The sequence below is a fragment of the Paenibacillus sp. FSL F4-0097 genome, from assembly GCF_038593125.1.
GTDB lineage: Bacteria > Bacillota > Bacilli > Paenibacillales > Paenibacillaceae > Paenibacillus_AQ > Paenibacillus_AQ odorifer.
This window is the reverse complement of sequence record NZ_CP151965.1, coordinates 4651350-4677803: the sequence shown is the minus strand read 5'-3', so window position 1 is coordinate 4677803 and position 26454 is coordinate 4651350. Positions and strand designations below refer to the sequence as shown.

Sequence of the window (26454 nt, the reverse complement as noted above, 5' to 3'; positions counted from 1 at the left end):
AGGGCATAGAATGATTTTATCTTTAGACCAAGGTACTACCAGCTCACGAGCCATATTGTTCGATACGGAGGCTAAATGGGTCTCACAAGGTCAATATGATGTTAAGCAATCCTTCCCCCATCCAGGCTGGGTAGAGCATGACCCTGAGCAAATCTGGGAGTCACAGCTCGCAGCGGCAAGAGACGCGATTGCGCGGGGTGGCATAGCGGTTGAGGAGATCTCTGCCATCGGAATAACCAATCAGAGAGAAACGGCTTTAATCTGGGATAAAACAACGGGCAAACCGATATACCCTGCGATCGTGTGGCAGGACAGGCGTACTGCAGAGCAATGTGAAGAACTTAAAAGTAAAGGGCTGGAGCAAGTTATTGCGAGCAAGACGGGCCTTGTTGTAGATGCTTATTTCTCAGCTACCAAAATCTCCTGGATACTGGATCACGTGGATGGTGCCCGAGAGCGGGCGAATCGAGGGGAGCTTCTGGCAGGTACGATCGACAGCTGGCTAATTTGGCGACTTACCTGCGGAGCCGTACATGCGACTGATGTTACCAATGCCTCACGTACGATGCTGTTCAATCTTCATGAACGGTGCTGGGATGAAGAGCTAATGCAAGAGCTTCGTATTCCGCGTACCATTCTGCCAGAAGTAAGAATGTCTGGCGGCGAATTTGGAATAGCAGACAAACAGTGGTTTGGGGCGGATATTCCAATTCGCTCTGTACTTGGAGATCAACAGGCCGCATTGTTTGGACATACTTGTCTAGAACCCGGCAGTGCCAAAAACACCTATGGTACAGGCTGCTTTATTCTAATGAACACAGGCACAGAAGCTGTAGCCTCCAGCCATGGCTTGTTGACCACTGTAGCTTGGGGTATGGGAGATGAACTCTATTATGCTCTCGAGGGCAGTGTGTTCGTGGCCGGAGCGGCCGTTCAGTGGCTGCAGGAGGGGCTTGGTCTTATAGAGGAGCCATCAGGCTCAGAAGATAAAGCACGGGAAGTAGAGGACAGTGAAGGGGTTATCGTTGTGCCTGCGTTTACCGGACTGGGGGCACCCTATTGGGATATGTATGCCCGTGGAGCCATATTTGGTCTTACTAGAGGCACTACCTCAGGACATCTGGTACGAGCTACATTGGAGTCCTTAGCCTTTCAATCTAGAGATGTAATAGGAGCTATGGAAAAAGACGCAGGCATGCCATTGACCGGCCTTCGTGTGGATGGCGGAGCTGTGCGTAACGATTTGCTGATGCAGTTCCAGTCTGATATCCTGGGCAGTGAGGTTACTAGAACCACATATGCGGAGACAACAGCGCTAGGTGCAGCGCTTCTGGCCGGGTTAACGTCCGGAGTCTGGACACGTGCCCAGCTAGAGAGCTTCAACAAGGCTGAGAGGGTCTTCTCGCCTGAGATGGGTATTACTGAGCGGGAAGGTCGTTACAACGCCTGGAAGGACGCTGTAGCGCGTACCATGGGTTGGGAGAAGCATGAAGGATATCAGTGATAAAGGGGCTGTATATGTCTATGGTTAACGGAAACGAATCTGATCTGCCGGGCGGACTATCTAAGCCGGCGCTTCGAGCCCTGCATGGGGCTGGATATGTTCAGCTTCAACAATTCAGCAAGCTTACGGAGGCAGAGCTTCTGCAGCTACATGGATTGGGGCCAAAGGCGATCGTTCTACTGCGGAGTGCTCTCGCGGAAAAGGGGCTCACCTTTGCAAGTAAGTCCTGATGTTGCGTTCATATTTATAACAAAAAGCGGCAAGCTTAGGTGAATCCCTAGCTTGCCGCTTTTTGTTATATAGCTCCTAATATTCAATAACAAATGCTACATTTTGCCAACCGGCGCCCACTGTCCAGAACAGGACTTTATCACCACGTTCGATCTTTCCAGTAGTTAAAGCTTTATGTAGAGCAATAAATGGGCTGCTGGTAGAGGTATATCCGAATTCATCCCCTATGTATACCGCTACATTGCGATCAATACCGACTTTCTCACACATCTCTAAGATATTAGGCAATGAAAACTGTGAGAAGCAGGCTGCTTTAATGGCTTCAGGCGCGATATTGTTGTTAGACAGTAGAGTACGAATAGACTCAGAAGCAGCATCTATGCAAATGGAATCATCAAAAGGAATAAACTTCACATTAAACTCTCCAGCCGCTACACCTTGTTTACCCAGTTTAGCCAGGCCTGCGCACGGGAACTTGGAATTATCGCAAACACAAGGATTCGTTTGGTAGATAGAGTCAATGAAACCGACTACATCCTCAGCTTGTTCAAGAATGACTGCCGCCGCTGCATCACCGAAGTTAGCGTAGTAGACTGGATCATTCTTATCGGCATGAGGGGTTACATAATCGGAGCCGATTATCAACGCTCGTTTAATCCTAGGATTCGCTTGCATCTGACGGCTAACCTGTTCCACTGAAGCCGTCATACCCGCACAATTAGCATTGCTGTCAATGCAGATTGTATGGGATGCGCCTTTGATCAAACGGTGAATCATTAATGAGTTGGTAGGAAAGATATACTCAGGAGTTTGACTTGCATAGGCAATAAGGTCGATATCGGCACCTGTGAGACCACTTTTCTCCAGAACATTCCGGGCAGCCTCAAAAGCCATCGTAAGGGAATTCTCATCCGCATCCTTAATACTATACCGTGTAATACGACCTAATGCGGATAATAGACCTCGAATATCAATGCCTTTTTCGTCAAAATGCTTAATGAAAAAGTCGTTACCAACTATATTGCTGGGATGATAGATATCAATGCCTTTAATACGAATTCCGGTCATAATACGCCTCCAGGAAAGCAGTAAAATGTGGCCTACATATTAAGATTAAAAGATCTAGACTGTAACCGCAGAAATGATCTCGATGTTATCGAGTCCAGCTTTACGGCCAAGACGGGAAAGCTGCATTTTGAGGATCGGGTTATTTTCTAGCGTTAGATTTACTTTTACAAAACCATCATTCTTAAACATTACAAAGCAGCTTTCTAAAAGTGGTACCACATCTGGTGCAGTTACATTTAGCTTTCTGCAGTCGATTTTTAGTTCATAGTCAGCTGGAGTAATTGGATTGATAGTTTGTTGATAAGCTTGAATAGATTTTAGACCATCTTCTTCAGAAAATGTTCCATCCAACTCAATGTTAATAACCTTATTTGCAGTGTCTGTCTTCAAAACGAAACTTCCCATGCCTAAATCTCTCCCATAGATTGAATTTGTCCAAAACAGTTCGACTGCAATATCCAGCCCTTTATATATCCACTTAGCTGTTTTATAAAAGTCAAAATTCGACACTATACAGCAAGTATTGGGATATTCCGACTCTATTATAGGCATATTTTTCAAGTGCATGCAATAATAAAGTCGAATTTTGTATATTGTTGTCGAACTGTTGGGTTATTGGATTTCTTCTATGGTTGCAAGCAGGATATTAAAAGCTGTGATGATTCTAGGTGCCCCTATAACGGGTACTAAGTGTAATAGAATGCCTTTAAGCTGTTCTACGGTGACTCCAACACGAAGGGCCATAACATAATGAACACCCAGCTGTTCGAATTGACCCATTGAAATTAAAGATGAAATGACTGCGATTTCCTTCCAGTCAGGGGCTATAGTATTACGTTGAAAAATATCGCCATAGGCATTCCCCATAATAAATTCAGCCAAGTCAGGGAAGTGGTCTTTAATTGGAGCTAGTGCTTTTGCGCCATAGTCTCCTGATAGATTCGTGAAGTGGTTGAGACCACTGTTGATATTTTCCTTCATGGTTAGCCTCCTAGTTTAGGTTCAAAGTACGGTGTGCAGTCGGAGGGACTTCATCACGGTCTGTTAGTAGTTCAATAACGGCAACATGGTTTAGAGCTACCGCATCTTTAATTGCAGCTGTGAATTCATCCGCAGTCTCACATTTGTAGCCTTTAGCACCTAGAGATTCAGCGAATTTCACGGCGTCCATTGGCACTTCATATAGAGTTCCATCGATACGACCTGTGGTTTTCTCCATACCCTTAAGAGCCATATCTAGTTGCTTATTATTGACCACGATAAAGATGACAGGGATATCTTTGCAGACAGCGGTGTTAATCTCAGCGCCGAGCATCATGAAACAACCATCACCTGTAATGCAGAGGACAGTTTCTTCAGGAGCTGCAACTTTTGCACCAATAGCCATGCCGATCGAATTACCCATGCAAGCAAAATAAGCATCAAAAACAAAGCTGCCCGGTTTCTTAACCTTGTACCATTTTGCAGCGTGGAATCCATGGCTTCCATCATCAACGAAAATTGAATTATTATAAGGGATCAAATCACTTAAAGTGCTCATTACTGAAGCCAGTGAAAGATTCTTGAGGGTTGGAAGCTCTTCTGAATAATCAGCATCGGCCAAAGCCTCACGTTTGGTGATTGTGCTGGGGTCAATATGATTTAGGCAGTGCACCAAATTATCGCGCAGGTCCCCAGTGACCGGTATCGTTTTGGACAATAGGATTTTTCCGACAAAGGTTGGATCAATATCAAATTGAATTAAAGTTGCTGGATGATTCTCCCGTTTAAGATTACAGATGGTCATATCACTTAAACGTGATCCAAGCACTATAAACAGATCGCTTTTATTCAATAAATCATCCCCGTGGGTCGAACCGCCAACGCCAATAGGACCATGATAGAGCAGGTGATCCCAGACTATAGCCCCTTTTCCACCAGGAGATGTTACTACAGGAATATTAAAAGTTTCTGCGAGTTGAACAAGCTCTTTATGTGCTCCGGAGCGGTTAATTCCTTTACCCGCAATAATCAAAGGATTCTTAGCAGCTTGAATAGCATCGATGACTCTATCGATATTTGCTTGACTAATTAGAGACTCTCTTTCAGGGATTACAATATTGCATTCTTCCAATACTTCAGTTTGTACATCAAAAGGAATACAAAGATGAACAGGACCCCGTTTGGCCAGGGCCACAGAAATCGCATGATTAAAAATAGTACCAAAGTGATCCCCACGTTCAACCAATTTACTGAACAAGGTGGCAGGTCTGAACATATCAGCTAAATCAGCCAGAAAAGAGGTGGAGTCCTGACATTGAGGAATTCCAAGCTCTGTAATGGATTGGTGGCCAGTAATAAACAGGACAGGTAGGTTGTTAGCTTTCGCATGAGCTGCTGCTGTGAGCAGGTTAGTTCCACCAGGACCAGAAGTACCAAATGCTACGCCTAGGTTACCCGTTTTCAGCGCATACCCTGCTGCTTCGAATCCGGAGCTTGCTTCATGTCTGCCGGGAATAAATTCAATACCGTAATCGACCATCTTTAGAACTATTGGACAAATCGATTTGCCAATGATCCCAAAAGAATGGGTGACTCCTAGGTTACGTAGTGCTTCCGCCATGTAATCTGCGACTGTCTTCAAAAGAAACACCTCACAAGTTTTTTGATATATATTAGTTATTAATCTACCGAATAGATACGATAGATCAATATACTCAAAAAGTAAAAACCTGTGCTCTATAGTAAGCACAGGTTGGTGGCATAAGGCGCCGCTAAGACTGAACAATAGTTCAGCCGTCCTGGTTCCTCTGCAACCTGGCAATCATGGCCTCAAACGAAAAAATGAGGCTGTAGATCCATGGTTTTGCGTCATCCTCTTTCGAGGATTTTGCCAATATTAATTTATAGTTGATAAGAATAATTTTCCTTTACAATATATTCCTCATTAATTTTTGTCAACATAATCCGCTAAAAAAACTCGAAATTTGACGAAAGTCTTGTCCAAGAGATGAAGTTTTGCCTCGCGAAAAAAACTGCCACCTAAGACTCAGCTTAGGTGGCAGTTGATAGTTTTGAACTAGAATTTAAAGATATGAATGGTTTTTTGCAGATTAAATACGGCCTGGGTCATTTTTTCCGTTTCTTCTGCAACAGACTGCAGGGCATTAATCTGTTCATTCATAGCCGCCGATACCTCTTCAGTGCCTGCAGCGGTTTCTTCGGTGATTGCTGAGATATTCTCAATTGCACTGGAAATTTTCAAGGCACTTTCTAGCATAAGATCACTCTCCGCAGAGAATGAAGAGATTTGCTCGGTAATGTACTGCACGCTTTGTACAATTTGTGCGAAAATATGGGCAGATTGAGTGATCATTTCATTCTGAACCTGCACAACCTCTTCATTGATGGCGATATTATCGATGGCTTGTTTAATATCTGACTCAATGCTGCGGACCAAACCGAATACTTCTTTTGTGGAAGCCGTAGATTCCTCAGCAAGCTTGCGAACCTCTTGAGCGACAACGGCAAAACCCCGACCATGCTCTCCGGCACGAGCAGCTTCGATGGAGGCATTGAGTGACAGCAGGTTGGTCTGCTCAGCGATCTCTGTGATGGTCTTGGTGATCATCGTAATCCCGCGGGCATTTTGTGAGAGAGCTTCAATAGTATCAGCCACTTTTTGTGTAGCCTCTATGTTTTTACGCATGCCTTCAGCCTGTGTATCTACGGATTGGCGCCCTTGCTCAACAAGTTCTAAGGTATGTATTGAACGTCTGTTCATTTCTTTGGTGGAGTTCGTATAATTGGATACTTTGGTCTCAATGTCTTTAATGGATTCTGTCATATCAGCGATATCCGTAGATATTTCATTTGCACCAAGAGCGAGCTCGGTAGAAGAAGAGGCTACTTGTGCCATAACAATTTTCAGGTTCTGGTTCTTATCTTCGATTCCGCGGCTTGCATCCATTACTTGACGGGTGATCTGCGATGCATCGGTCAGAATCTTCTTGAGCTTATCAATCATTGTGTTAAAGGAGCGGCTTACGTCACCCATTGAACCATTTTCGTCCGCTCTGCTAGTGAAATCCCCCTTCGAAATACTGTGAGATACATTAGCAATATCATCAAAAGATGATGTAAGCGTTCTCTCCACGAAGCGAGCAACAGGTAAAGTCAGACCTGCAAGAACAACTACTAGTATAATTCCTACGAGAAATTGACCTAGAATCATTAACGTAACTAAGACAGGAATAGCAAACAGTGCGGCAACGAGGTAACATCCGGCAACAATTCTTTGTTTTAACGGAAGTTTGTGCATCCAGCTCATTGGTAAAATGTCCCCCTTATTAAATTTTATGTAATGGTGTTATTATAGGGGATTTATAGGTCATTGGTCTATAGAGAAGTGTCATAAATCTTCTTTAAGTAGTAGATATTTAGAATTCATGTCAAAATTCCTCATATATTGTGGAAATTGTTTTAATAGCAGACTTTACCATCCCTACTAGTTCGGTAGGAGCTAAAACAATAACTGAAGGAGAAAAAGAGAGTACGATACGACAGGCAGATTCTATAGTATTAAACTCGGCCTCTACGTTCATCCACCCAGTATTAGCAGAGGGTTCTACTAAAGTTATAGTTACATATCTTTCACGTTGTAATTCTTTAAGAATAGACTCATTCACCTTTAATTTCACTACATATTTTGGCAGAGCTGCTTTAAAAGCTAAAGTCGACTGTTCCCAGTAGCTTTTTAAATCAAAAGTCTCAGGTCTGACAAATGATTCATTAGTTGCTTCAGCTTGTATTAATCTTGACACGCGAAAAGTCCGCATTTCATCCTCGGTTCGTGCCACTACATACCAAACTCCACGTTTTGCGACTAACCCAAGAGGTTCAATAAAACGTTCCTTCGTCTCGTCATTCCGTGGGTAAGTGATCTTTACTTTACGATCTTCCCAAACAGCTTCCTGCAGGATAGATAGGAACGGATAGGTCTCGTCGGAAGGGTGCCAGCTGGCACCATCAATATGGATGCGCTGGCTTAGGTAACTGGCTGGATTATTCGTCCTAGATGGCGAAGCAGCCTCCAGCTTGAGTACGGCAGAAGAAAAGTCGTTTTGTATACCCAGATCTTTTAAAATCGAGGAGTCTGCGGACAGCAGCAGAGTAGCAATCTCTGAGGGCTTCATACCCGTTAACGAGGTTCGGTATCCTTCCGTGAGCATCCAGCCCCCTTCGCGTCCCCGTTCGGCAAGAATCGGTATTCCTGCTGTACATAAGGCTTCCATATCTCTAAACACAGTTCGTTCAGACACTTCTAAGGTCTGGGCTAGCTCACGGGACGTCATCTTTCCACGATTTTGCAGCAAAAGTAAGATGGATAACAAACGATCGGCTCTCATTAAGGGAACATTCCTCCTCCTAATAAATGTTAGTCAGTTCTTAATTAATTATTATATTATATATGTCAGTTGATGTCATATTAAAGAATTATACTTATATAAGGTAAGGATTAAATATAGAACATTTAGTGAAAAACAAATGTAGAAAGGATTGAGAACATGACTTTAAAAGGAAAAGTAGCATTGGTCACCGGAGGCAGCAGAGGTGCTGGTAGAGGAATTGCATTGGAGCTGGCAAGGAAAGGTGCATTCGTTTATATTACGGGCAGAACGACAGAGGCCTCTGGCACAGGGCAAAGCAAGCGGAGCATTGATAACGTGCTTAGGGAAATAAAAGCGGAGGGAGGGTCCGGCAGCGCCATACGATGTGATCATACAAAAGATCAGGAGACAGAGACGGTCATTCGCCAGATTGCTTCAGAGCAAGGGCGGCTTGATATTTTAGTCAACAATGTATGGGGCGGCAACGATTTACTTATTGAGCAGAAGTCTTTCTGGGAGCTTCCAACAGCGCATTGGGACAATATGTTTAATGCGGGTGTGAGGGCACAGTTGGTAACAAATTATAACGCCATACCTTTAATGCGCGAGGCAAAAGCTGGCGGTCTAATCATCCACACAACCTTTTGGGATCATTACAAATATCTCGGAAACTTCTATTATGATCTTTCTAAAAATACACTTGTGCGCATGGCCTACGGGTTATCGATTGAGCTTAAAGAGGACAACATTGCAGTTATTCCTCTTACTCCGGGCTGGATGAGGACAGAGGCGGTGTTGGAGAGCATGAACACGGATGAGGAGCATTGGCATGAGGTTGAAGAATTGCAGATGACTGAATCCACAACCTATATCGGTAGGGCAGCCGCTGCTCTCGCAACCGATCCTGAGGTTATGTCTATGACCGGTCAACCGCAGCAGGTTGCTAAGCTCGCTGAAAAGTATGGATTTACCGACATCGATGGGCGGACTGTTCCCGCATTCTTAGTCTAAACAGCAAACTTGATCTGTTTGATCCCATTTCTGTGTACGAAGCAGTAAAGGACAGAGCTGATCTTAAATGCAGCATTTTCGTATATTTAGGACGCTATCGGTCCCCATAGACGCTATTGATAGGCAAAACACCTGATTTAGCTCTCTTTTTGAGGAATAGCGGCACTGGAGTCCGAAACACTGCTTCAAAGGTGAAGTTATTGCTTATAAGGCCATCTGGTTCCGTAAGTCTCCAGGGGAACTCGATTCGGTGTTGTAAATGAAGCCGAAATAGGTCGACGATCAACAACAAAAGCAGCGAAACTCCTATAAGGGGAGAGTCGCTGCTCTGTTGTTTGATTTCTATCTTATTGCTTACAGAAGAATGATTTCTTCGGCAGTGTTGATTTCTGGCAGGCCAGCAAGCTTCACAAGCACATGAGTAGGTACAGCTTTATCAACGGTCAGCAGCATGATTGCTTCGCCACCAACGATTTTACGTCCCACTTGCATGGAGGCGATATTGACATCATTTTCACCCAGCAATGTGCCCACAAGTCCGATAATCCCTGGTTTGTCGTTATGGGATACGACGATTTGATGTCCTTCAGGAGCGATATCAACTGGGAACTTGTTCACTTGAACAATTCTTTCTCCGTAACCTTGCAGCAATGTTCCGGCTACGAGACGTTCTTGGTCGTGATCTGTTTTAAGGGTCACGGTAATCAGATTAGTGAACCCTTTAGTTTTGGAAGCTTTAGTTATTACTACATTAACGTCGCGTGTTTTTGCCAAGTGCATGGAGTTAACGATGTTAACATCCTCAGCGAAGTGGCGGGAGAGCACGCCTTTCACAATATAACGAGTAAGTGGTTGGGTATCGACATCTGACAGATCACCCGCATACTCAACATGGATTTCACGAATAGCACTATCTGTAATTTGGGTAACAAAGCTGCCCAGCTTCTCACCAAGTGTGAAGTAAGGCTGGAGTTTGTTCATTACGCTTGGAGCAACTGGAGGAATATTTACAGCATTGATGAACGGTTCATTACGCAGAATATGCAGTACTTGTTCCGATACATCGATCGCTACATTCTCCTGAGCTTCAATTGTAGAAGCGCCCAAGTGAGGAGTCACGATAATTTTTGGATGCGACAAGAATGGGTGATCTGCTTGTGGGGGCTCTTTTTCGAATACGTCAAATGCAGCGCCAGCAACAATACCGCTATCAATAGCTTCTACTAACGCCATTTCATCAATTACACCACCACGGGCACAGTTGATGATGCGCATTCCCTTTTTCATAACTTCAAATTGCGGGCGGGAAATCATATGGCGTGTTTCCGGAGTAAGTGGAGTGTGCACAGTAATGAAGTCTGCTCCGCGGACTACATCGTCAACGGAAGCTAATTTCACTTCCAGTTTCTCAGCACGCTCAGCAGTTAAGAAAGGATCAAAAGCAAGGATTTCCATGCCGAAAGCTTTGGCACGTTTAGCCACTTCGCTACCGATTCTGCCCATTCCCAGTACACCTAAAGTTTTGCCGCGAAGCTCTACACCCACGAAGGTTTTTCTATCCCAGGTTCCACCAATTGTTTTTGCATAAGCTTGTGGAATGTGACGGGCCAGTGCCATCATCATTGCAAAAGCATGCTCACAAGTTGTAATGGTATTTCCATCAGGAGCGTTGATAACAACAACCCCACGTTGAGTAGCAGCTTCCAGCTTGATATTATCTACACCCACACCTGCACGACCAATGACCTTTAAGTTTTTTCCAGCTTCGATAATTTTTTCAGTTACTGTAGTTTGACTGCGGACGAGTAGACCATCATATTCACCGATGATTGCAACGAGCTCATCTTCACTGAGACCTGTTTTTTTGTCTACAACTACATCTGTTGCGTCCATCAATTGCTGAATGCCCAAATCACTGATTGGATCCGATACTAATACTTTAAACATGGTTTCTTATCCCCCTTAAAGTTGAAAAGCTTTATATGTCGAGGACGCCCTGATGGGCAGTCCACAATACCAGAAGGTTCACGAACTAGTAGAGAAAAACATGTAATAATAGTAGATCAACGCGGTGTCGCACAAAAGAAACAGCGTGCAAGAGTACCGCGAAATCGGTAACTTTGGGCATAAGGTAGTATTTATGGGGGATTAGGGAATTAAAAAAACTCCCAACCCCATACTACTGCCGTAGTAAGGGACGAGAGTTATCTTCGTGGTACCACCCTAATTCACTGCAACTTGGAAGAAGCAGCCTCATTGGCCTGCATAGGCCACACTGTTAACGGAGTTGATCCGATTGTACCTACTTTAAGGTTCGATACAATATCTCAGGAGCGCTAAAGATAGCTGTTCGTCACCGGTTTGCACCAACCACCGGCTCTCTGAAGACTTCCAGGATCTTTGTTCCATCATCGGTTTTGAATGATTAATTTTTTCATAATGTAACACGGTATGCAAGTTGTGTCAATAGGCTTTACAAGTAGCGTTTCTTGAAGTGAACTTCATTTTTCGTTATGATTCAATAACTGGTTCTATTCAAAAAAGAACGGAAGCTGAGGGAGTGTCTCCCTGTTATAATACTGTTCCCGCCATTTTATAAAATCCTGTTCCTGCACAGCACCTGTAGAAATCAACAAGGTTACTGAGGACTGGATATCCGAAAGATTTAATGAGTTTGCAGTGCCTGAGTAAATCATATCGTCTATTTTAGCAGTGATGTCCTGAGGATCATAACCTGCAAAAATTCCGCGATTCAACATCATGTCAGCGATAGAAGCATTCTTCAAAAGAAGGGGCATTTTTTTCCACTGAATGAAAGACATCGTTTTTAGTTCGCCAGGTGCAGAAGGTATTTTCTGGTTTGTCTTAGAGCCCCATTTTAGCATAGAATCATAGAAGTTCTTTTGTGCTAACAGACCGTACTTCACGGCGCCAGTTGTAAATTCATCATTTTTCAATAACTTTGCGGTCTCTGCACCAGATGCACTAGTAGAGACTTTGCCGGAGGCCTTAGAAAATAAAGTTAAGCTTTTGAGTACATTGACCTGTGACTGATGTAATAGAGGAGAGCTAGTGAAAATAGAATCTTGATTAACTCTCTTATATTGCTGGTCTGCTAGAATACTTAGATTCTTCATTACTGCCGCATTCATACGAGCATCTGTGCTGCGCGCTAACTTATCTACTTGAATGTTCCAATTCCGCTTGAATTCCCGATAGGGCAAAAATACGTTATGATAGAAAGTAACCAGATCCTGCTGTTGATAAGAGCCCGTGAATTCTACTAAACCATTCATACTTGATTGATTGTCATATTTGGCTTCAGTTTTGTCTGCGCCAACCTTGACACCAGTAAAAAATGCGGCGAAGGCGCAAACTAGGAAAAACAAAAAAACTAGCGTGTATAACATTTGATTGCGGGACTTACGTTTGCTCATAATAAATGCTCCTTTTTCTGGGGGGATTATCCTATGTATTATGTATTGATAGCAACACTATGGACGGTTTCTCTCTCGGAGCTGCCCGAAAAAAATAAAGAACAGGCAGGTCACGATGAAAAAATTCAAATTTGGCGAGATTAAGGTTAAAAAGGTAGAACCAGGCCAGTTGACAGACCGTCTTCTGCTGCTCAATCTCTATATCACTCAGGGGCTCACATTAATTATCGGTTTGATATGGATATTATTTCAGAAAAGAAATCCTTTTCAGCTATTAATTATTCCAGAAAAAGTACATTTTGTGGCATGGGGCCTCGGACTTGCTGCTGCAATGCTAATTGTTGACTATTTATTGACACATATTGTCCCTGAGGAAAGCATGGATGATGGTGGAATAAACGACCTTTTATTTCGAAATCGCCCTGTGTGGCATATTATCGTCATAGCAGCAATTGTATCGGTATGTGAGGAGCTCTTATTCCGCGGTGCCATCCAATATTCCATTGGCCCTTATTGGACGAGTATAGTATTTGCTCTTATTCATGTCCGTTATTTACGTCACTTTGTACCTACCGGCTGGGTGTTCTTAAGCAGTTATGGTCTTGGATATATTTACATTCAATCGGGCAGCCTCTGGGCCCCTATACTATGTCACTTCTTCATCGACCTGATCTCAGGTCTGGTGATCCGCTATAGGAGGGAATCATGAGTGAGGAATTAAGCCGGGTAAAGTCTCGACAAAAACAACACAAAAGTGAAAGCAAACATCCTGGCAAAAGTAAAAAAGAGAAGCGGACTTCGGAGGCTGTAAAAAAGGCTACTCCTGAAAAGAAGTCTACTCCTATAAAGAAAAATGCTACCGCTCGGGTCTCTACGGCAACTTTATCAAGAAAAGCTCGCCGCCCAGCAGGTTCTGCAAAGCGCTCTTCCACAGGAAGTAAAGAGAAGGACGAAGAATCGGTTCCTTCTCGTTCAGATACTTATTCTTCAGAAAAAGTTCGTCTAAGCAAGATGTTTGTGAACTCTTTGATTTTTATCTTTGTTATTTTGCTAATAGGGCTGCTTTGGTGGGGAATTGAAGGAGCGCCTCCGCTGAGTACATTATGGTGAGTACATGGGCATGGGGAGTGGTCTTGGCCATTCTATTGATAGCTGCGGCTGTTGTTATAATCATGGTGATCAACGCGTTTAGAAACAGAATTATTACCGAGGAAATAATGCTAGATTCGCTACCTGAAGAGTTCGATGGATTTCGTATCTTGTTTATAACAGATATCCATCGCCGCCGCCTTCCGTCCGCGCTTCTGATGCCATTAAAGGGTGGAGTAGATGTTGTCTTTCTGGGAGGAGATCTAACGGAAAAAGATAGCCCTTTAAATCGTCTTGTCGATAATATGACTCTAGTTACTTCTATTGCATCTACCTATGTAGTGCATGGAAATCATGATTATCGGGCTAATATTACAAGGGTGGATGAGATTATTCAGGACAGTGGTGCAAAACTGTTAATGGATGAAAATGTGGCTTTTGAACGTGAGGGAGCTAAACTTTGGTTAACCGGAATTGATTTTCCGAAAAATGGGGGCAAAACTCCATACCGTCCTTTTCCGCAATTAACCACAAACACTTCTGCTGAAGATACCTGTCGTATAATTCTTGTACATGATCCGCTTTGGTTATCCAAGCGCCAAAGTGTGCCAGCGGACCTGATTCTGGCAGGTCATACGCATGGGGGCCAGGTGATCCTTCCGTTTGTGGGTCAAAGACATGTTGAGCATTTCTATCATAAATATGACGCTGGAAAGTTTAATTGGCCAAGAGGTGACGGTTCCGCAAAAAATGCGCTGCTGCTGATCAGCAGAGGGTTTGGAACAGCACATCTGCCAATTCGCTGGGGCAGTCCTGCTGAAATGCATGTGCTGACACTGCGTAAATCAACCCAATAGTGCTTGCTCTTTCCAGTAAGAAAAATAGGTAGCGTAAAAAAAGGGGGGTCCAAAGCCATGCAAATGGCTTTTGGAACCCCCTTCTATTTTTCGTTTGATTTGAAACATTTGCACTGACGAAGCAATTATCGGACATGTACGGATAATGAGATCAACGCATTTTTAGCTCAATGCTGCGCGGATCAACAAAGCTATATCCTTTGCCCTCAAGTGTAGTGAGCAGGGTATCCAGACCTTCAACGGTCCATGGTAGCTCATGCATCAGGATATTACTGCCAGAATGCAGCTGATCGGTAACATTGCTGATCAATTTTTCTGTCTTACCCGTTTCTTTTTCTTTCATTTCCCAGTCAAGAGAGCCTACAGACCAGGTCATGTATAACATTCCATTCTCGGCAGCGACCTTCTTGCCAACATCCCCGCCAGCACCATGTGGCGGACGGAAAAAGTGAGGAGCTTCTCCCAGCGTTTCTTTGACAATATTTTGAACATTTTCGATTTGCTTTTTAACCTCAGTATAGGACTTGTCTTTCAATACAATATGATCCCAGCTGTGGTTGCCGATAATTCCACCGCGGTTATGTATTAACTCCAGAAGCTCAGGATGCTCCTTAACACGATAACCATTCACGAAAAAGATGGCTTTAGCTTGATGTTTGTCCAGAACATCCATCAAAGGGTTAATCATTGCCGCATCTTTAGGACCGTCGTCAAAGGTGAGCAAAACCACTTTTTTATTTGTAGCTTCCTCATTAGGGACGATATCGTAATTTTTGTTCATATGGTACAGCAGTGGAATTTCAGCGGATGCTTCGCTCTTACTGGCTGTACTATTTCCTGTAGTACCTCCATCTGCTGTTGCTTGAGGGGTAGGACTGGCTGTTGCTTCAGGTGATGGCGCCGTAGTTTCTGCGCTTTGTGTAGCTGCCGCCGTGGGCGGATTGTTTGAGGCATTTGTTTCCTTAGCTGTATTTCCATTTGCACCGCTGTTGCCACAGGCAGTAAGCAACAAGGTAGCCAATAGGAGCACTGATGTCATTTTACCCACTTTTTTCAACTCGCTTTCTTGTTATTAGGTTGTATGAGCCGGAATCTTTCCGCGAACACTAAACATGATTTTACCATACAAGGAGGCTGGAAATATGAATACTTCGTCATTTTTATGCGGGGTGCTGATGGGCGCCGCAGCCAGTATGATTATGTCCAAAAAGCGGAATTCTTTAATGTCTTCGCTAGGGCAATCGGGTGGTTCCATGAGTGGAGCTGCAGATAAAGCAAAAGAAAAAATAATCGGTATGGCCACGACTGGTTTTGGTAACACTGCTGTTTCAAGCAGTAATGCTCAAAGTAACGGTTCAAGTAGCGGAACCACTGAGCATAAGACTGAATCACCAGTGAAGTCGAAGGAATCCAATCTTAAATTGTTAAAGGAATTCATTCGCAGCAATCCTGAAGTGAAGAGCGAAGTAGAGCAGATTCTTAAAGAAACGCATACAACCATACCGGGATTGTAACCGTAAAGGACTCCATCAGAATCATTTTGGGGATGAAATATTCCGCAGAATGATTCTTTTTTATTATTCAGGGCTCTGAAAATGGTTTATTCAATAGAGAGGATTTTATATATTTATTTACGTGCATTTATCTCGGCAAAATGATAACATACTTACATAGTAACCATTTTTGGCTCATTACTCGGGACTCATCATACATTATAATAAATGAGCTTGCAAAAGGAGGATCCTGTCATGAGAATAGAGCGATTAAGTCAAGATAAGATACGGATTTTCCTCACTTTTGACGACCTGAGCGAGCGGGGCATCCAGAAGGAAGACATGTGGCAGGAAGTTCCTAAGGTTCATGACCTGTTTACGGAGATGATGGATCAAGCATATAGTGAACTAGGTTTTGATGCCACGGGTCCGCTTGCCGTAGAAGTTTTCGCATTGCCCGCGCAAGGTATGGTCGTTATAGTGACCCGAGGAAAATATGATCACCATCAGTACGGTGCGTCCGGGGAAGAAGAATTGCCAGAAGAGATTTATGAAATGGAAGTTACTCTTGAACAAAGCGACTCCATTGTATATGCATTCCGCGATTTCGAGGTTCTGGTTGAAGCGGCCCATGTGCTCATCGGTAATATTACTTCCCAGGGGAAACTGTATTCTTATAACAATAAATGGTATCTGTATTTCGATCCAAAGGAATTTGAAGAAACGGCGTTGTCAGGTCTTGTTGGCGTACTAGCTGAGTTTGGAGATTCCTCACCGGTCACAGAAGCTGTTCTCGATGAATATGGGAAAACAGTGATGCCGGAGAATGCGGTCCAGTTATTGTGCACTCATTTTAAGCGTCAGGAGTAATTAGGCAAGATCTAGGGGCTGATGACCATTGTTTAGGCCGATCAGCCCTAGTCTTGTTGTTGGTGATATGTCGGTCATTCTTGTATCAAAGTTATCATCTACCTTGCTGTGTAACGGCAGTAATAGGGTTTAGGGGTGTAGGGAGGTTATTCGGTGCTCGTGTTATCGGTTATTTCGTCGGCAGTGGCGCCGGGACTTGCTCTGTTGACCTTTTTTTATCTGAAAGACAAGTATGATCAAGAACCGCTTCATGTAGTCATTAAAGTATTCTTGCTCGGCCTTCTGATTGTGTTTCCTGTCATGATCATTCAGAGAGGGCTGATGCTGGGACTAAATGGCGGTCCGTATGTGGAGTCGTTTCTCATATCCGCTGGCGTGGAAGAATGTCTAAAATGGTTTGTGCTTTACCATATGATTTACAATCATACCGAATTTGACGAGCCATATGATGGGATACTATACGCTGTGGCGATTTCGCTCGGCTTCGCAACAATAGAAAATGTAATGTACGCTTGGTATAGCAACGCTTCAATCGGATCAATGTTTCTGAGAGCACTTCTTCCGGTTTCTGGACACGCTATGTTTGGTGTGATCATGGGCTACCATATGGGGAGGGCGAAGTTCACAAAAGGTGTTAAGACCCGGAGAATTCTGGTTTTTTCGCTACTGTTGCCATGGATGTGGCATGGGATATATGACTTTATTTTGAGTACGACAGCTAACTATTGGATATGGTTTATTGTGCCTCTGATGGCTATCCTATGGTATGGAGGTATGGGAAAGGTAGCTAGGGCCAACAGCCGTTCTCCTTTCCGCTTTCTGAAACGTGAAGAAGAGGTTAACCTATAATCGAGATGGACACACTTATATTCGAAGGGCAGTTCCTAGTAAGGAATTCCAGAGAGGAGAGAGGTGTCTTTTTTTGCGTATAAAAGTACGTATCGTTTGCAAACAGTGCGGTGAGACCTACATATTAAGAGGGATTAAAGAGCATGGTATCATTCAAACCGGCTTTAAACAATGCCTTTGCAGTAATAGCAGTGGCTTTGAGATTGAAGAAAGAGCATGAGCGGACGTTATAGTCACATGGTGTAGCAACTTCAGTGCATAAGACTCCTAGTTTATTGTCAAACTAACGCCAATAAGCTATCGAAAGGAGTCTTGTAGCCCTATGTACAAAAGATTAAGTGCTGTAATGTTCCCGCTGACCGCGCTGCTGCTGATTGGTGCGCTTGTGTGGGGTTATCAGGAGAACCAGGAGAAGAATTCAATACTAATTAAGGCGGAAAACCAATATCAACGCGCCTTTCACGATTTGTCCTATCATGTGGACCGTCTTCATGGTGAGCTTGGAAATACGCTTGCGGTTAATTCTGCTTCTAACGGAATGCACCGCAAAGGACTCGTCAATGTGTGGCGGATGACCAGTGAGGCCCAAAATGAGATTAATCAGCTGCCGCTGACCTTGCTGCCATTTAGCAAAACAGAGGAGTTTCTGTCCAAAATCTCCAACTTTTCTTATAAAGCCGGGATTCGTGACTTCACTAAAAAACCTCTGACAGATGGAGAATTGAGTAATCTAAAAGCATTGTATAAGAACTCGGGAGAAATCTCTAAGGATTTGCAAGAGGTACAGAATAAAGTCATTGGCAACCGGCTGCGCTGGATGGATGTTGAAACGGCATTGGCAACAGAAAATAAAGCGGAGGACAACACGATTATTGACGGTTTCAAAACGGTGGATAAACGTGTTGGCGCATACCCTGAGCTAGACTGGGGCCCTTCAGTAGCAAGCATTTACGATAAACGTTCCGTCAAAATGCTCGGAGGTAACCCCGTGACTGCCGAAGACATCAAACGTAAGGCATTGAAGTTCGCGGATGCGGGCTCCAACGCTAAAGTCGATGTTAAAGAAAATGGGAAGAACACCGAATGGCCATCCTATACGGCAACAGTTAGTGGTTCGAATGAAAAGCACACCATCAGTATGGATTTCACAAAAAATGGCGGATTGCTGATCTCTTATTATGATAACCGTGAGATTGGACCTGCCAAGGTATCTATTAAAGAAGCAGTTACCAAAGCCGAGAAGTTTCTTGAGAAAAAAGGATATCCCCATATGACTGCAGTCAGCGCTGATCGTTATGATAATATCGGGAATTTGACCTTTGTGACCAAACAGAATGATGTATTGATTTATCCTGAAAAAATGACTATTCGTATGGGGCTGGATACAGGTGATACCATCGGTTTTGAGGCCAGCGAATATGTTAAAGAGCATAAGGACAACCGTCAGCTTCCAAAACCAAAGCTTACTCTTGCTGAGGCGAGAAAATTTCTGAATTCTGATTTCAAGGAGCAATACAATCGCTTGTCCTGGATTAAAAATGATGATTCCGTCGAGGTCTTGACTTACGAGTTCGGTGGAGGGGTCAATGGCTCAAAGTATCGTATTTATATTAACGCTGAGGATGGAATTGAAGAGTCTGTGGAAGAAATCAGACCTTCTTCGGGGTCTGAGGCAAAATAAAAGGGAGGGCGCATCCAGCAGTTGGGTGCGTCCCTTTTTTTTGCAATATCTATAAAATATATCTGACTGGCTGATATTCCCATGCTATAATCAGGCTTAGTGATAATTACTAAACTGATGTGGCGGTGACATCTTTGTATCCTAAAATTAACGAATATCTATACATACAGGTTGCTTCCAGTGACGCTGCTGAAGCAGAAGTTGAATATAGATCCAGAATTGCAGAGACGGAAGAAGACGCATTTCTGATTGAAATTCCTATGCAGGAGAGCAATGGTCGTCTAAAAAGGCTCTTTATGGGGGACGAGCTTTCGGTCTATTTTTTAACTGAGGGTGGCATTAAAAATTACTTTAATACTTATGTGCTGGGCTTTAAAGAAGATGTAATTCGTATGGTCAGGATTCAAAAGCCGGAGACAGATTCGATATTTAAGATCCAGAGAAGAAGCTTTTTCCGAGTGAATGCTGATCTAGAGCTTGCTGTGAAGGATAGCCTTGGCAAACGGTTCCTGGTTCGTACAGATGATATTGGTGGCGGAGGAATCTCCTTTTTGGTGGATAACCAGGTTAAGCTGGAGGTTGGTAATAAATTGTCCTGCTGGGTACTGGTTCCTTATCGAAACGGAAGCACGGAGCATGTCAATTTTGAAGGTGAAGTAGTGCGCATTAAAAAGCTTGAGAATGGACGTCTTTTAGCCATGTTGAAATTTGTCGCTATTTCAGATTTGGAACGCCAGAAAATTATCCGTTATTGCTTCGAACGTCAGTTTGATTTCCGCAACAGATAAGCATTTTTAACAGCTCTATTAAGCTGTCTGATTTTGCACTGAAGTATAAACTGTGGTATAATTTTATAAGTCGCAGGCAATGCCTGCTTTTTTCTTGATAATATCATCAAGCATAACAATTTATGTGTGCTCCTTGATATTGCAGGAATAGTTTTCGTAACGCTAGATGTTTTTTTATGAAAGAGTGTTTGAGGAGGAATGCCCCGTTGGATAGGCAGGGTACACATACTTATGACAGAATAAACGTCGCCATCGACGGACCTGCCGGGGCAGGCAAGAGCACTGTAGCCCGATTGGTAGCCCAGAAGTTGTCTTATATCTATGTTGATACTGGTGCAATGTACCGGGCAATCACCTGGTATATGATCCAAGAAGACATTGAACCGGAAGATCAGCAGCGAGTGAACGAGAAGGTTCGCGACATGGTGATTGAACTTATTCCGGAACGAGACATTCAGAAGGTGCTGATTAATGGGGAAGACGTGACCCCACATATTCGGAGCCTTCAGGTTAGCGGCCTTGTGTCGCAGTATGCGAAGATCGAGGATGTAAGATCCAGACTGAGTCAATTGCAGCGTCAGATGGCGCTTCGCAAAGGCGTGGTAATGGATGGCCGCGATATCGGTACAACCGTGCTGCCGGATGCCGAGGTAAAGATTTTTATGACGGCAAGTGTGGAAGAACGAGCTCTCCGTCGTTATAAGGAACTGAGAGACGCGGAATCGGTGACGCTTCAGCAGCTTGAACACGATATTGCAAAGCGGGACCGTCTGGATGAAGGACGGGAGATTTCACCGCTGCGCCGTGCAGAGGATGCTATTCTTCTGGATACGACCTTAATGAATATCGATCAAGTTGTGGAGGCCATTGTATCCCACTGTAGATCTCATGTTGACGGGGAGAGAAATCATTTATGATTTATGCAATTTGTGTTGGATTGCTTCGCTTGATTTACGCAATCCTTTTCCCGCTTAAGATTGTGGGGAAAGAAAATGTGCCAAAGGAGGGCGGGGTACTGCTCTGCGCTAACCACATTAGTCTGCTTGATCCAATGACTATTGGAATTAAGCTGGACCGTCAGGTAAAGTATATGGCTAAGGCTGAACTGTTTGAGGTTCCGGTGCTTGGCTGGCTCATTAATAAATTGGGTGCTTTTCCGGTGAAACGTGGCGGCGTAAGCAAAGAATCCATAAAAACGGCCCTTAACACACTTCGTAATGGTAATGTCATGGGTATCTTCCCGGAGGGTACGCGTAACTCTGATGCCGGAGTGGCCAAGAAGGGTGCTGCTAGCTTTGCACTTCGAAGTGGCGCAGCAGTTATTCCAGCGGCTATTATCGGCCAGTATAAACCCTTTCGACGCATGGTCGTTGTCTACGGTGCTCCTGTAGACCTTAGTCAATTTGCCGGTGCGGGGAGCGAATCTCTCGAGGCTGTTACCGATGTCATTATGGATCGCATCCGTGAGATGAAAGAGACAGGTAAACCAAGTGCTAGTTAAGGGATGAGCAGAACAATAAATTTTGCTCAATGTTTTGATTAAATAACGGCATAGCCGCTATTTTTTGGAACATACTATCATCAAGTGTAAGTGGCAATATCAAGCATTGCTTGTTTTGAACTCTGCTATACGCAGGTTTAAATAAATGGGGTTTTGAATCGAGGAGGCTAATCACATGTCTGAAGAAATTAAAAATCAGGAAGCTGCGGAAAAGAATGAATCCGTAGAAGCGGTGGATTCCGCTGTGACAGAAAATAACGGAGCTGTAGAAGAAGTTGCTGCCGTTAACGAAGAAGAAGTGACTAACCAAGCTGACTTGGAAATCATTTCTCTGAAAAAAGGCGATACCGTGAAAGGAACAATCGTCAAAATCGAAGATAACCAAGCTTATGTAAGCATTGGATATAAATACGACGGTGTGATTCCAATTCGCGAATTGTCCGCAGTACAACTGGACAACGCTGCTGCAGCAGTAGAAGTTGGACAGGAAGTAGAATGTAAAGTTGTCAGCATCAACGACAACAAGGAAAGCCTTGTTCTTTCCAAACGTGCAGTTGATAGTGAAAAATCATGGGAAGATCTTGAGAAATACTTCGCTTCCCAAGAAGCTTTCGAAGTTACTGTGGCTGACGTTGTTAAAGGCGGCCTAGTAGCTGATGTTGGAGCTCGTGGATTTATTCCAGCTTCCATGGTAGAGCGTCATTTCGTTGAAGATTTCAGCGATTACAAAGGCCGTACCTTGCGTGTTAAAGTGAAAGAACTTGACCGTGAGAACAGCAAAGTAATCTTGTCTGCTAAAGAAGTTCTTGAAGAAGAATTCGAAGCTAACAAGCTGAAAATTATGGCTGAGCTATCTGAAGGCCAAATCATCGAAGGTACAGTACAACGTCTGACTCAATTCGGCGCATTTGTTGATGTGGGCGGAGTTGACGGTCTTGTACACGTATCTGAAATCGCTTGGAGTCACGTAGAGAAACCTTCTGATGTAGTATCCGAAGGTGATAAAGTACGTGTTAAAGTATTGAAGGTTGATCCTGAAAAAGGAAAAATCAGCCTGAGCATCAAAGCTGCTGCTCCAGGTCCTTGGGACTCTGCTGCTGGCGAAATCAACATCGGTGATGTTGTAACAGGCGTTGTAAAACGTCTTGTGAACTTCGGAGCGTTCGTAGAATTGCTTCCGGGTGTGGAAGGTCTTGTGCACATCTCACAAATCTCCCACAAACACATCGCTACTCCACACGAAGTATTGAAAGAAGGACAAGAAGTTCAAGTGAAAGTTCTGGACTTCAATCCATCCGAGAAACGTGTTAGCCTGAGCATCAAAGAAACTGAAGAAGCTCCAGCTCCATCTGCTAGACCTGAACGCAGCAATAGCAGAGACAGAGCTCCTAAAGAAGTTCTGAACAACCCTAACGTTTCCCTTAGCAACGAAGGCCTTAGCTTTACGCTTGCTGAACGTTTTGGTGATAAGCTGGACAAATTTAAGGGTAATAACTAATCCCTAAACGAGCTTTTGAATATACGGGTAAAGTAATCGGCGAGCCCTCGATACGGGGGTTCGCCGATTGTCTTTTTTTCGGAACCGGCAGGATTGATGAGAGTTAACATGATTGTTAGCCAATTTAAATGTTTTTTGCTATGATGAGTAACGTAAGGATGACAGGAGGAATGAATATGGCAAGACCCGTTGTGGCAATCGTTGGGAGGCCTAACGTCGGAAAATCGACGATATTTAATCGGCTGATTGGCGATAGATTAGCCATTGTAGAAGATAAACCGGGGATTACACGTGACCGGATTTATGGTATTTCAGATTGGAACGGTAAGTCGTTCAGTGTGATTGATACCGGAGGTATTGAAATTGATGGAGAAGACACAATTCTGAAATCAATCCGCGTTCAAGCGGAGCTGGCGATTGAAGAAGCGGATGTTATTGTATTTATGTGTGAGGCAAAGAGTGGTGTGACGAATTCAGATGAAGAGGTAGCTCAGATTCTGTTCCGTTCAGGTAAACCGGTCGTTCTTGCCATCAACAAAGTGGATAATATGAAGCGTGCGGATGATATTTATGAGTTCTATAGCCTTGGTTTTGGGGATCCAATCGGAATTTCTGGTAGTCACGGAACCGGACTCGGCGATTTGCTAGATGCTGTAGTTGAGCGCCTACCTGAGAAAATAGATGATGAATACGATGAGGATGTCATTCGTGTAGCTTTGATTGGCCGTCCGAATGTAGGGAAATCCTCTTTGGTCAACGCGATTTTGGGCGAAGAACGTGTTATCGTCAGTGATATTGCAGGGACAACAAGAGATGCTATCGATACTCCTTTTGAACGTGATGGGCAACGTTATGTGCTTATCGATACGGCAGGTATGCGTAAAAAAGGCAAGGTATACGAGAACATTGAGAAATACAGTGTTATGCGTGCTATGCGTGCGATTGAACGGGCTGATGTGGTCCTCGTTGTAATTAACGGCGAAGAGGGCATCATCGATCAGGACAAGCATATTGCTGGTTATGCACATGAAGCTGGTAAAGCATCTATTTTTGTTGTGAACAAATGGGACGCCATTGTGAAAGACGATAAGACTATGCAAAACTTTGAGACTAAGATTCGTGACCATTTCTTGTTTATGAGTTACGCACCGGTTGTCTTTTTGTCGGCCTTAACCAAACAGCGTTTGCAAAAACTGCTGCCTGTTGTACAGCATGTATCTCAACAGCACGCACTGCGCATTACTACACATTTGGTGAACGACGTTGTATCTGATGCAATCGCGATTAACCCTCCACCAACTGACAAAGGCCGTCGCTTGCGTATTAACTACGTAACGCAGGTTGCGGTGAAGCCGCCTACGATTGTGGTGTTCGTGAATGATCCATCGCTGATGCACTTCTCCTATGAACGTTATCTGGAGAATAAAATTCGCGCAGCGTTTAATTTCGAAGGAACACCAATCCGTCTCTTTACACGGCGCAAATCCGAAAACGAAGGTTAGGGGAGAAGAAGTGTGGCGCTTGAACTTCTGGTTATCGTTGTAAGCTATTTGCTTGGTTCTGTCAGCTTTAGTGTACTGCTTGCAAAGTTGCTAAAGGGAATTGATATCCGTCAATACGGAAGCGGAAATGCGGGGGCTACCAATACACTGCGTGTATTGGGTAAAGGTCCTGCAATATTAGTGCTGTTGCTGGATGTGCTGAAAGGGGTTGCCGCTGTATGGTTAGGAACCTGGGTCGGCGGATGGGGAACCTGGGTTCCGGCTCTTTGCGGAATCGCTGCCATCATCGGACATAATTGGCCGCTCTATTTTCGTTTTCGTGGGGGGAAAGGCATTGCTACTACGATCGGTGTTATGGCTACGCTTTGTTTATGGCCAGCGCTGCTCGCCGGTATCATCGCCATCCTGTCTATCTTTATCACACGTTACGTGTCCCTTGGCTCATTAATTTTTGTAGCACTGACACCAGTGGCTTTATTGTTGACAGGATTTACACAACCTGTGCTCTGGACCAGTATTATTATTGCGGTCTTCGCCTTCTGGCGGCACCGGACGAATATTGTAAAGATCGTAGAAGGCCGTGAGAACAAGATAGGCTCAAAAGTTAAAGGAGGGAATCGTGTTGTCTGATAAAGTTACCGTACTTGTAGCGGGGAGCTGGGGAACTGCGCTGGCTAGTGTGCTGGCTGCAAACCACTCGGAAGTTTATCTGTGGACACGCAACTCTGATCAAGCTGCCGAGATCAATGGCTCTCATACGAATAATAAGTATCTACCTGGCATCGCTCTGCCAGCTAACATTATTGCAACTACGGATATGGAAACGGCAGTGTCCGGTTCTAAGGCGGTTGTAATTGTGGCTCCGTCTTCAGGAATGCGGCAGGTTGCTCGCAGTCTGAAGCCATTCTGGAAGGATGACATGTTATGTGTCCATGCTACGAAGGGCTTTGAGTCGGAAAGCAATAAGCGGATGTCTATCGTAATTGCAGAGGAACTGGGCTGTGACGAAGGGCAGATCGTTGTGCTCTCCGGTCCAAGTCATGCAGAGGAAGTTGTACGTCTGTGCCCTACAACAGTTGTAGTTGCTTCACCTGATGACAAGCGTAGCGCCGAAGCGCAGGAATTGTTCATCAACAACGATTTCCGTGTATATACGAATCGTGATCAGGTTGGGGTAGAGCTTGCCGGTGCTCTTAAGAATATTATTGCCCTTGGTGCAGGCCTATCCGATGGCCTTGGATATGGGGACAATGCTAAAGCAGCGCTTTTAACCCGTGGACTCGCTGAGATCTCTCGGGTGGGAGTTGAGCTTGGAGCCAATCCTTTGACCTTTGCCGGCCTTGCCGGAATTGGCGATCTTGTTGTGACAGCTACTAGTCAGCACAGCCGTAACTGGCGCGCTGGGTCCATGCTTGGTCAAGGTAAGCCGCTGGCCGAGGTGCTGGAATCCATGGGGATGGTAGTCGAAGGTATTCGTACTACCGAAGCAGCTTATGCAATTTCGCTCAAACTGGGTGTGCAGATGCCGATTACGGATCAGATTTATCATGTGCTCTTTCAAGGAAGAAGCCCACGCAGTGCAGTTGAAGCCTTGATGGGTCGTGATCGTAAACCTGAGCTTGAGTCGATCTCCCAGGAAACTTGGGAGCAGTGGCATTCCTGATCCTGTTCACCTTTTTCCGCAAATTCTCATATGTTGTAATGGG

General features: G+C 44.2%; 26 protein-coding genes, 1 riboswitch and 1 other annotated feature. Of the genes, 17 read left to right on the top strand and 9 right to left on the bottom strand.

Annotation, left to right across the window (positions count from 1 at the left end; genetic code table 11):
- Positions 1-10 precede the first annotated feature (10 nt).
- Positions 11-1504: a glycerol kinase GlpK gene (gene glpK, locus MHH86_RS21045; protein WP_076273541.1), complete on the top strand. Its 1494-nt coding sequence runs from the start codon at positions 11-13 to the stop codon at positions 1502-1504.
- A 14-nt stretch (positions 1505-1518) separates the two neighbouring features.
- A complete protein-coding gene (locus MHH86_RS21040) occupies positions 1519-1734 on the top strand; it encodes a DNA-binding protein (RefSeq protein WP_081384042.1) in 216 nt (71 codons plus the stop codon).
- 76 nt (positions 1735-1810) lie between these two features.
- Here MHH86_RS21040 and MHH86_RS21035 read toward each other — a convergent pair whose 3' ends face one another.
- The 6 genes from MHH86_RS21035 to MHH86_RS21010 all read right to left on the bottom strand — a co-directional run bounded on the left by MHH86_RS21035 (position 1811) and on the right by MHH86_RS21010 (position 8190).
- Complete coding sequence (locus MHH86_RS21035) at positions 1811-2803, bottom strand: ketoacyl-ACP synthase III (RefSeq protein ID WP_076316402.1); 993 nt, start codon at positions 2801-2803, stop codon at positions 1811-1813.
- 54 nt (positions 2804-2857) lie between these two features.
- The gene (locus tag MHH86_RS21030) at positions 2858-3208 is read right to left on the bottom strand and encodes a hypothetical protein (RefSeq protein ID WP_051490905.1); all 351 of its coding nucleotides are present in this window, start codon (positions 3206-3208) and stop codon (positions 2858-2860) included.
- A 207-nt stretch (positions 3209-3415) separates the two neighbouring features.
- A complete protein-coding gene (locus tag MHH86_RS21025) occupies positions 3416-3784 on the bottom strand; it encodes a carboxymuconolactone decarboxylase family protein (protein ID WP_036676184.1) in 369 nt (122 codons plus the stop codon).
- 10 nt (positions 3785-3794) lie between these two features.
- Entirely contained in the window at positions 3795-5435 is a 1641-nt protein-coding gene (locus tag MHH86_RS21020; protein WP_143766110.1) for a thiamine pyrophosphate-binding protein, read from the bottom strand.
- A gap of 155 nt (positions 5436-5590) precedes the next feature.
- Positions 5591-5687, bottom strand: a riboswitch (cyclic di-GMP riboswitch).
- A gap of 174 nt (positions 5688-5861) precedes the next feature.
- The gene (locus MHH86_RS21015; protein WP_036676188.1) at positions 5862-7112 is read right to left on the bottom strand and encodes a HAMP domain-containing methyl-accepting chemotaxis protein; all 1251 of its coding nucleotides are present in this window, start codon (positions 7110-7112) and stop codon (positions 5862-5864) included.
- A 121-nt stretch (positions 7113-7233) separates the two neighbouring features.
- Positions 7234-8190, bottom strand: a complete 957-nt coding sequence (locus tag MHH86_RS21010) for a YafY family protein (RefSeq protein WP_038572440.1) — start codon at positions 8188-8190, stop codon at positions 7234-7236.
- Between the two features lie 159 nt (positions 8191-8349).
- Here MHH86_RS21010 and MHH86_RS21005 point away from each other — a divergent pair, with 159 nt between their 5' ends.
- Positions 8350-9183 (top strand): SDR family NAD(P)-dependent oxidoreductase, encoded by an 834-nt coding sequence (locus MHH86_RS21005; protein ID WP_076316400.1) that lies wholly within the window; start codon positions 8350-8352, stop codon positions 9181-9183.
- A gap of 354 nt (positions 9184-9537) precedes the next feature.
- Here MHH86_RS21005 and serA read toward each other — a convergent pair whose 3' ends face one another.
- Positions 9538-11130, bottom strand: coding sequence for a phosphoglycerate dehydrogenase (gene serA / locus MHH86_RS21000; RefSeq protein WP_036676193.1), 1593 nt, complete (start codon positions 11128-11130; stop codon positions 9538-9540).
- A 243-nt stretch (positions 11131-11373) separates the two neighbouring features.
- Positions 11374-11604, bottom strand: a binding site (T-box leader).
- Positions 11605-11714: 110 nt separating this feature from the next.
- The gene (locus MHH86_RS20995; protein ID WP_076316399.1) at positions 11715-12620 is read right to left on the bottom strand and encodes a hypothetical protein; all 906 of its coding nucleotides are present in this window, start codon (positions 12618-12620) and stop codon (positions 11715-11717) included.
- Positions 12621-12735: 115 nt separating this feature from the next.
- Here MHH86_RS20995 and MHH86_RS20990 point away from each other — a divergent pair, with 115 nt between their 5' ends.
- Genes MHH86_RS20990 through MHH86_RS20980 form a run of 3 tightly spaced genes read left to right on the top strand, consistent with a single transcriptional unit; the run spans position 12736 to position 14566 of the window.
- Positions 12736-13329: a CPBP family intramembrane glutamic endopeptidase gene (locus MHH86_RS20990; RefSeq protein WP_036676197.1), complete on the top strand. Its 594-nt coding sequence runs from the start codon at positions 12736-12738 to the stop codon at positions 13327-13329.
- Positions 13326-13730, top strand: a complete 405-nt coding sequence (locus tag MHH86_RS20985) for a hypothetical protein (RefSeq protein ID WP_038572439.1) — start codon at positions 13326-13328, stop codon at positions 13728-13730. Before MHH86_RS20990 ends, MHH86_RS20985 begins: the two co-directional genes overlap by 4 nt.
- On the top strand, positions 13724-14566 hold the full coding sequence (locus MHH86_RS20980) for a metallophosphoesterase (RefSeq protein WP_076316398.1): 843 nt from the start codon (positions 13724-13726) through the stop codon (positions 14564-14566). Before MHH86_RS20985 ends, MHH86_RS20980 begins: the two co-directional genes overlap by 7 nt.
- A 151-nt stretch (positions 14567-14717) precedes the next feature.
- Here the strand turns inward: MHH86_RS20980 and MHH86_RS20975 are convergent, their stop codons facing one another.
- Positions 14718-15614, bottom strand: coding sequence for a polysaccharide deacetylase family protein (locus tag MHH86_RS20975; RefSeq protein WP_076316415.1), 897 nt, complete (start codon positions 15612-15614; stop codon positions 14718-14720).
- A 94-nt stretch (positions 15615-15708) separates the two neighbouring features.
- Between MHH86_RS20975 and MHH86_RS20970 the strand changes: the two genes are divergently transcribed.
- From MHH86_RS20970 to MHH86_RS20920, 11 genes are all read left to right on the top strand, one after another.
- Positions 15709-16080 (top strand): hypothetical protein, encoded by a 372-nt coding sequence (locus MHH86_RS20970; protein ID WP_036676200.1) that lies wholly within the window; start codon positions 15709-15711, stop codon positions 16078-16080.
- A gap of 234 nt (positions 16081-16314) precedes the next feature.
- The gene (locus tag MHH86_RS20965) at positions 16315-16929 is read left to right on the top strand and encodes a genetic competence negative regulator (RefSeq protein WP_036676203.1); all 615 of its coding nucleotides are present in this window, start codon (positions 16315-16317) and stop codon (positions 16927-16929) included.
- Between the two features lie 153 nt (positions 16930-17082).
- On the top strand, positions 17083-17778 hold the full coding sequence (gene prsW / locus MHH86_RS20960; protein ID WP_036676204.1) for a glutamic-type intramembrane protease PrsW: 696 nt from the start codon (positions 17083-17085) through the stop codon (positions 17776-17778).
- A 322-nt stretch (positions 17779-18100) separates the two neighbouring features.
- Complete coding sequence (gene ypeB, locus MHH86_RS20955; RefSeq protein ID WP_036676206.1) at positions 18101-19459, top strand: germination protein YpeB; 1359 nt, start codon at positions 18101-18103, stop codon at positions 19457-19459.
- Positions 19460-19593: 134 nt separating this feature from the next.
- Complete coding sequence (locus tag MHH86_RS20950) at positions 19594-20247, top strand: flagellar brake domain-containing protein (RefSeq protein ID WP_036676209.1); 654 nt, start codon at positions 19594-19596, stop codon at positions 20245-20247.
- A 206-nt stretch (positions 20248-20453) separates the two neighbouring features.
- On the top strand, positions 20454-21164 hold the full coding sequence (gene cmk / locus MHH86_RS20945) for a (d)CMP kinase (RefSeq protein WP_036676210.1): 711 nt from the start codon (positions 20454-20456) through the stop codon (positions 21162-21164).
- Complete coding sequence (locus tag MHH86_RS20940; RefSeq protein ID WP_036676211.1) at positions 21161-21748, top strand: lysophospholipid acyltransferase family protein; 588 nt, start codon at positions 21161-21163, stop codon at positions 21746-21748. Before cmk ends, MHH86_RS20940 begins: the two co-directional genes overlap by 4 nt.
- A gap of 175 nt (positions 21749-21923) precedes the next feature.
- On the top strand, positions 21924-23246 hold the full coding sequence (gene rpsA, locus MHH86_RS20935; protein WP_170914203.1) for a 30S ribosomal protein S1: 1323 nt from the start codon (positions 21924-21926) through the stop codon (positions 23244-23246).
- A 176-nt stretch (positions 23247-23422) separates the two neighbouring features.
- Positions 23423-24748 carry a ribosome biogenesis GTPase Der gene (der, locus tag MHH86_RS20930; RefSeq protein WP_036676212.1) on the top strand — a complete coding sequence of 442 codons (1326 nt, stop codon included), beginning with the start codon at positions 23423-23425 and terminating at the stop codon, positions 24746-24748.
- A 12-nt stretch (positions 24749-24760) separates the two neighbouring features.
- Positions 24761-25378, top strand: coding sequence for a glycerol-3-phosphate 1-O-acyltransferase PlsY (plsY, locus tag MHH86_RS20925; RefSeq protein WP_036676213.1), 618 nt, complete (start codon positions 24761-24763; stop codon positions 25376-25378).
- A complete protein-coding gene (locus tag MHH86_RS20920; RefSeq protein WP_036676214.1) occupies positions 25371-26411 on the top strand; it encodes an NAD(P)H-dependent glycerol-3-phosphate dehydrogenase in 1041 nt (346 codons plus the stop codon). The genes plsY and MHH86_RS20920 overlap by 8 nt, the downstream gene beginning before the upstream one ends.
- Positions 26412-26454 lie beyond the last annotated feature (43 nt).

Coding starts and splice junctions, on each gene's coding strand:
- glpK (WP_076273541.1), top strand. CDS start 11: ATGATTTTATCTTTAGACCAAGGTACTACCAGCTCACGAGCCATATTG.
- MHH86_RS21040 (WP_081384042.1), top strand. CDS start 1,519: ATGTCTATGGTTAACGGAAACGAATCTGATCTGCCGGGCGGACTATCT.
- MHH86_RS21035 (WP_076316402.1), bottom strand. CDS start 2,803: ATGACCGGAATTCGTATTAAAGGCATTGATATCTATCATCCCAGCAAT.
- MHH86_RS21030 (WP_051490905.1), bottom strand. CDS start 3,208: ATGGGAAGTTTCGTTTTGAAGACAGACACTGCAAATAAGGTTATTAAC.
- MHH86_RS21025 (WP_036676184.1), bottom strand. CDS start 3,784: ATGAAGGAAAATATCAACAGTGGTCTCAACCACTTCACGAATCTATCA.
- MHH86_RS21015 (WP_036676188.1), bottom strand. CDS start 7,112: ATGAGCTGGATGCACAAACTTCCGTTAAAACAAAGAATTGTTGCCGGA.
- MHH86_RS21010 (WP_038572440.1), bottom strand. CDS start 8,190: ATGAGAGCCGATCGTTTGTTATCCATCTTACTTTTGCTGCAAAATCGT.
- MHH86_RS21005 (WP_076316400.1), top strand. CDS start 8,350: ATGACTTTAAAAGGAAAAGTAGCATTGGTCACCGGAGGCAGCAGAGGT.
- serA (WP_036676193.1), bottom strand. CDS start 11,130: ATGTTTAAAGTATTAGTATCGGATCCAATCAGTGATTTGGGCATTCAG.
- MHH86_RS20995 (WP_076316399.1), bottom strand. CDS start 12,620: ATGAGCAAACGTAAGTCCCGCAATCAAATGTTATACACGCTAGTTTTT.
- MHH86_RS20990 (WP_036676197.1), top strand. CDS start 12,736: ATGAAAAAATTCAAATTTGGCGAGATTAAGGTTAAAAAGGTAGAACCA.
- MHH86_RS20985 (WP_038572439.1), top strand. CDS start 13,326: ATGAGTGAGGAATTAAGCCGGGTAAAGTCTCGACAAAAACAACACAAA.
- MHH86_RS20980 (WP_076316398.1), top strand. CDS start 13,724: ATGGTGAGTACATGGGCATGGGGAGTGGTCTTGGCCATTCTATTGATA.
- MHH86_RS20970 (WP_036676200.1), top strand. CDS start 15,709: ATGAATACTTCGTCATTTTTATGCGGGGTGCTGATGGGCGCCGCAGCC.
- MHH86_RS20965 (WP_036676203.1), top strand. CDS start 16,315: ATGAGAATAGAGCGATTAAGTCAAGATAAGATACGGATTTTCCTCACT.
- ypeB (WP_036676206.1), top strand. CDS start 18,101: ATGTACAAAAGATTAAGTGCTGTAATGTTCCCGCTGACCGCGCTGCTG.
- MHH86_RS20940 (WP_036676211.1), top strand. CDS start 21,161: ATGATTTATGCAATTTGTGTTGGATTGCTTCGCTTGATTTACGCAATC.
- rpsA (WP_170914203.1), top strand. CDS start 21,924: ATGTCTGAAGAAATTAAAAATCAGGAAGCTGCGGAAAAGAATGAATCC.
- der (WP_036676212.1), top strand. CDS start 23,423: ATGGCAAGACCCGTTGTGGCAATCGTTGGGAGGCCTAACGTCGGAAAA.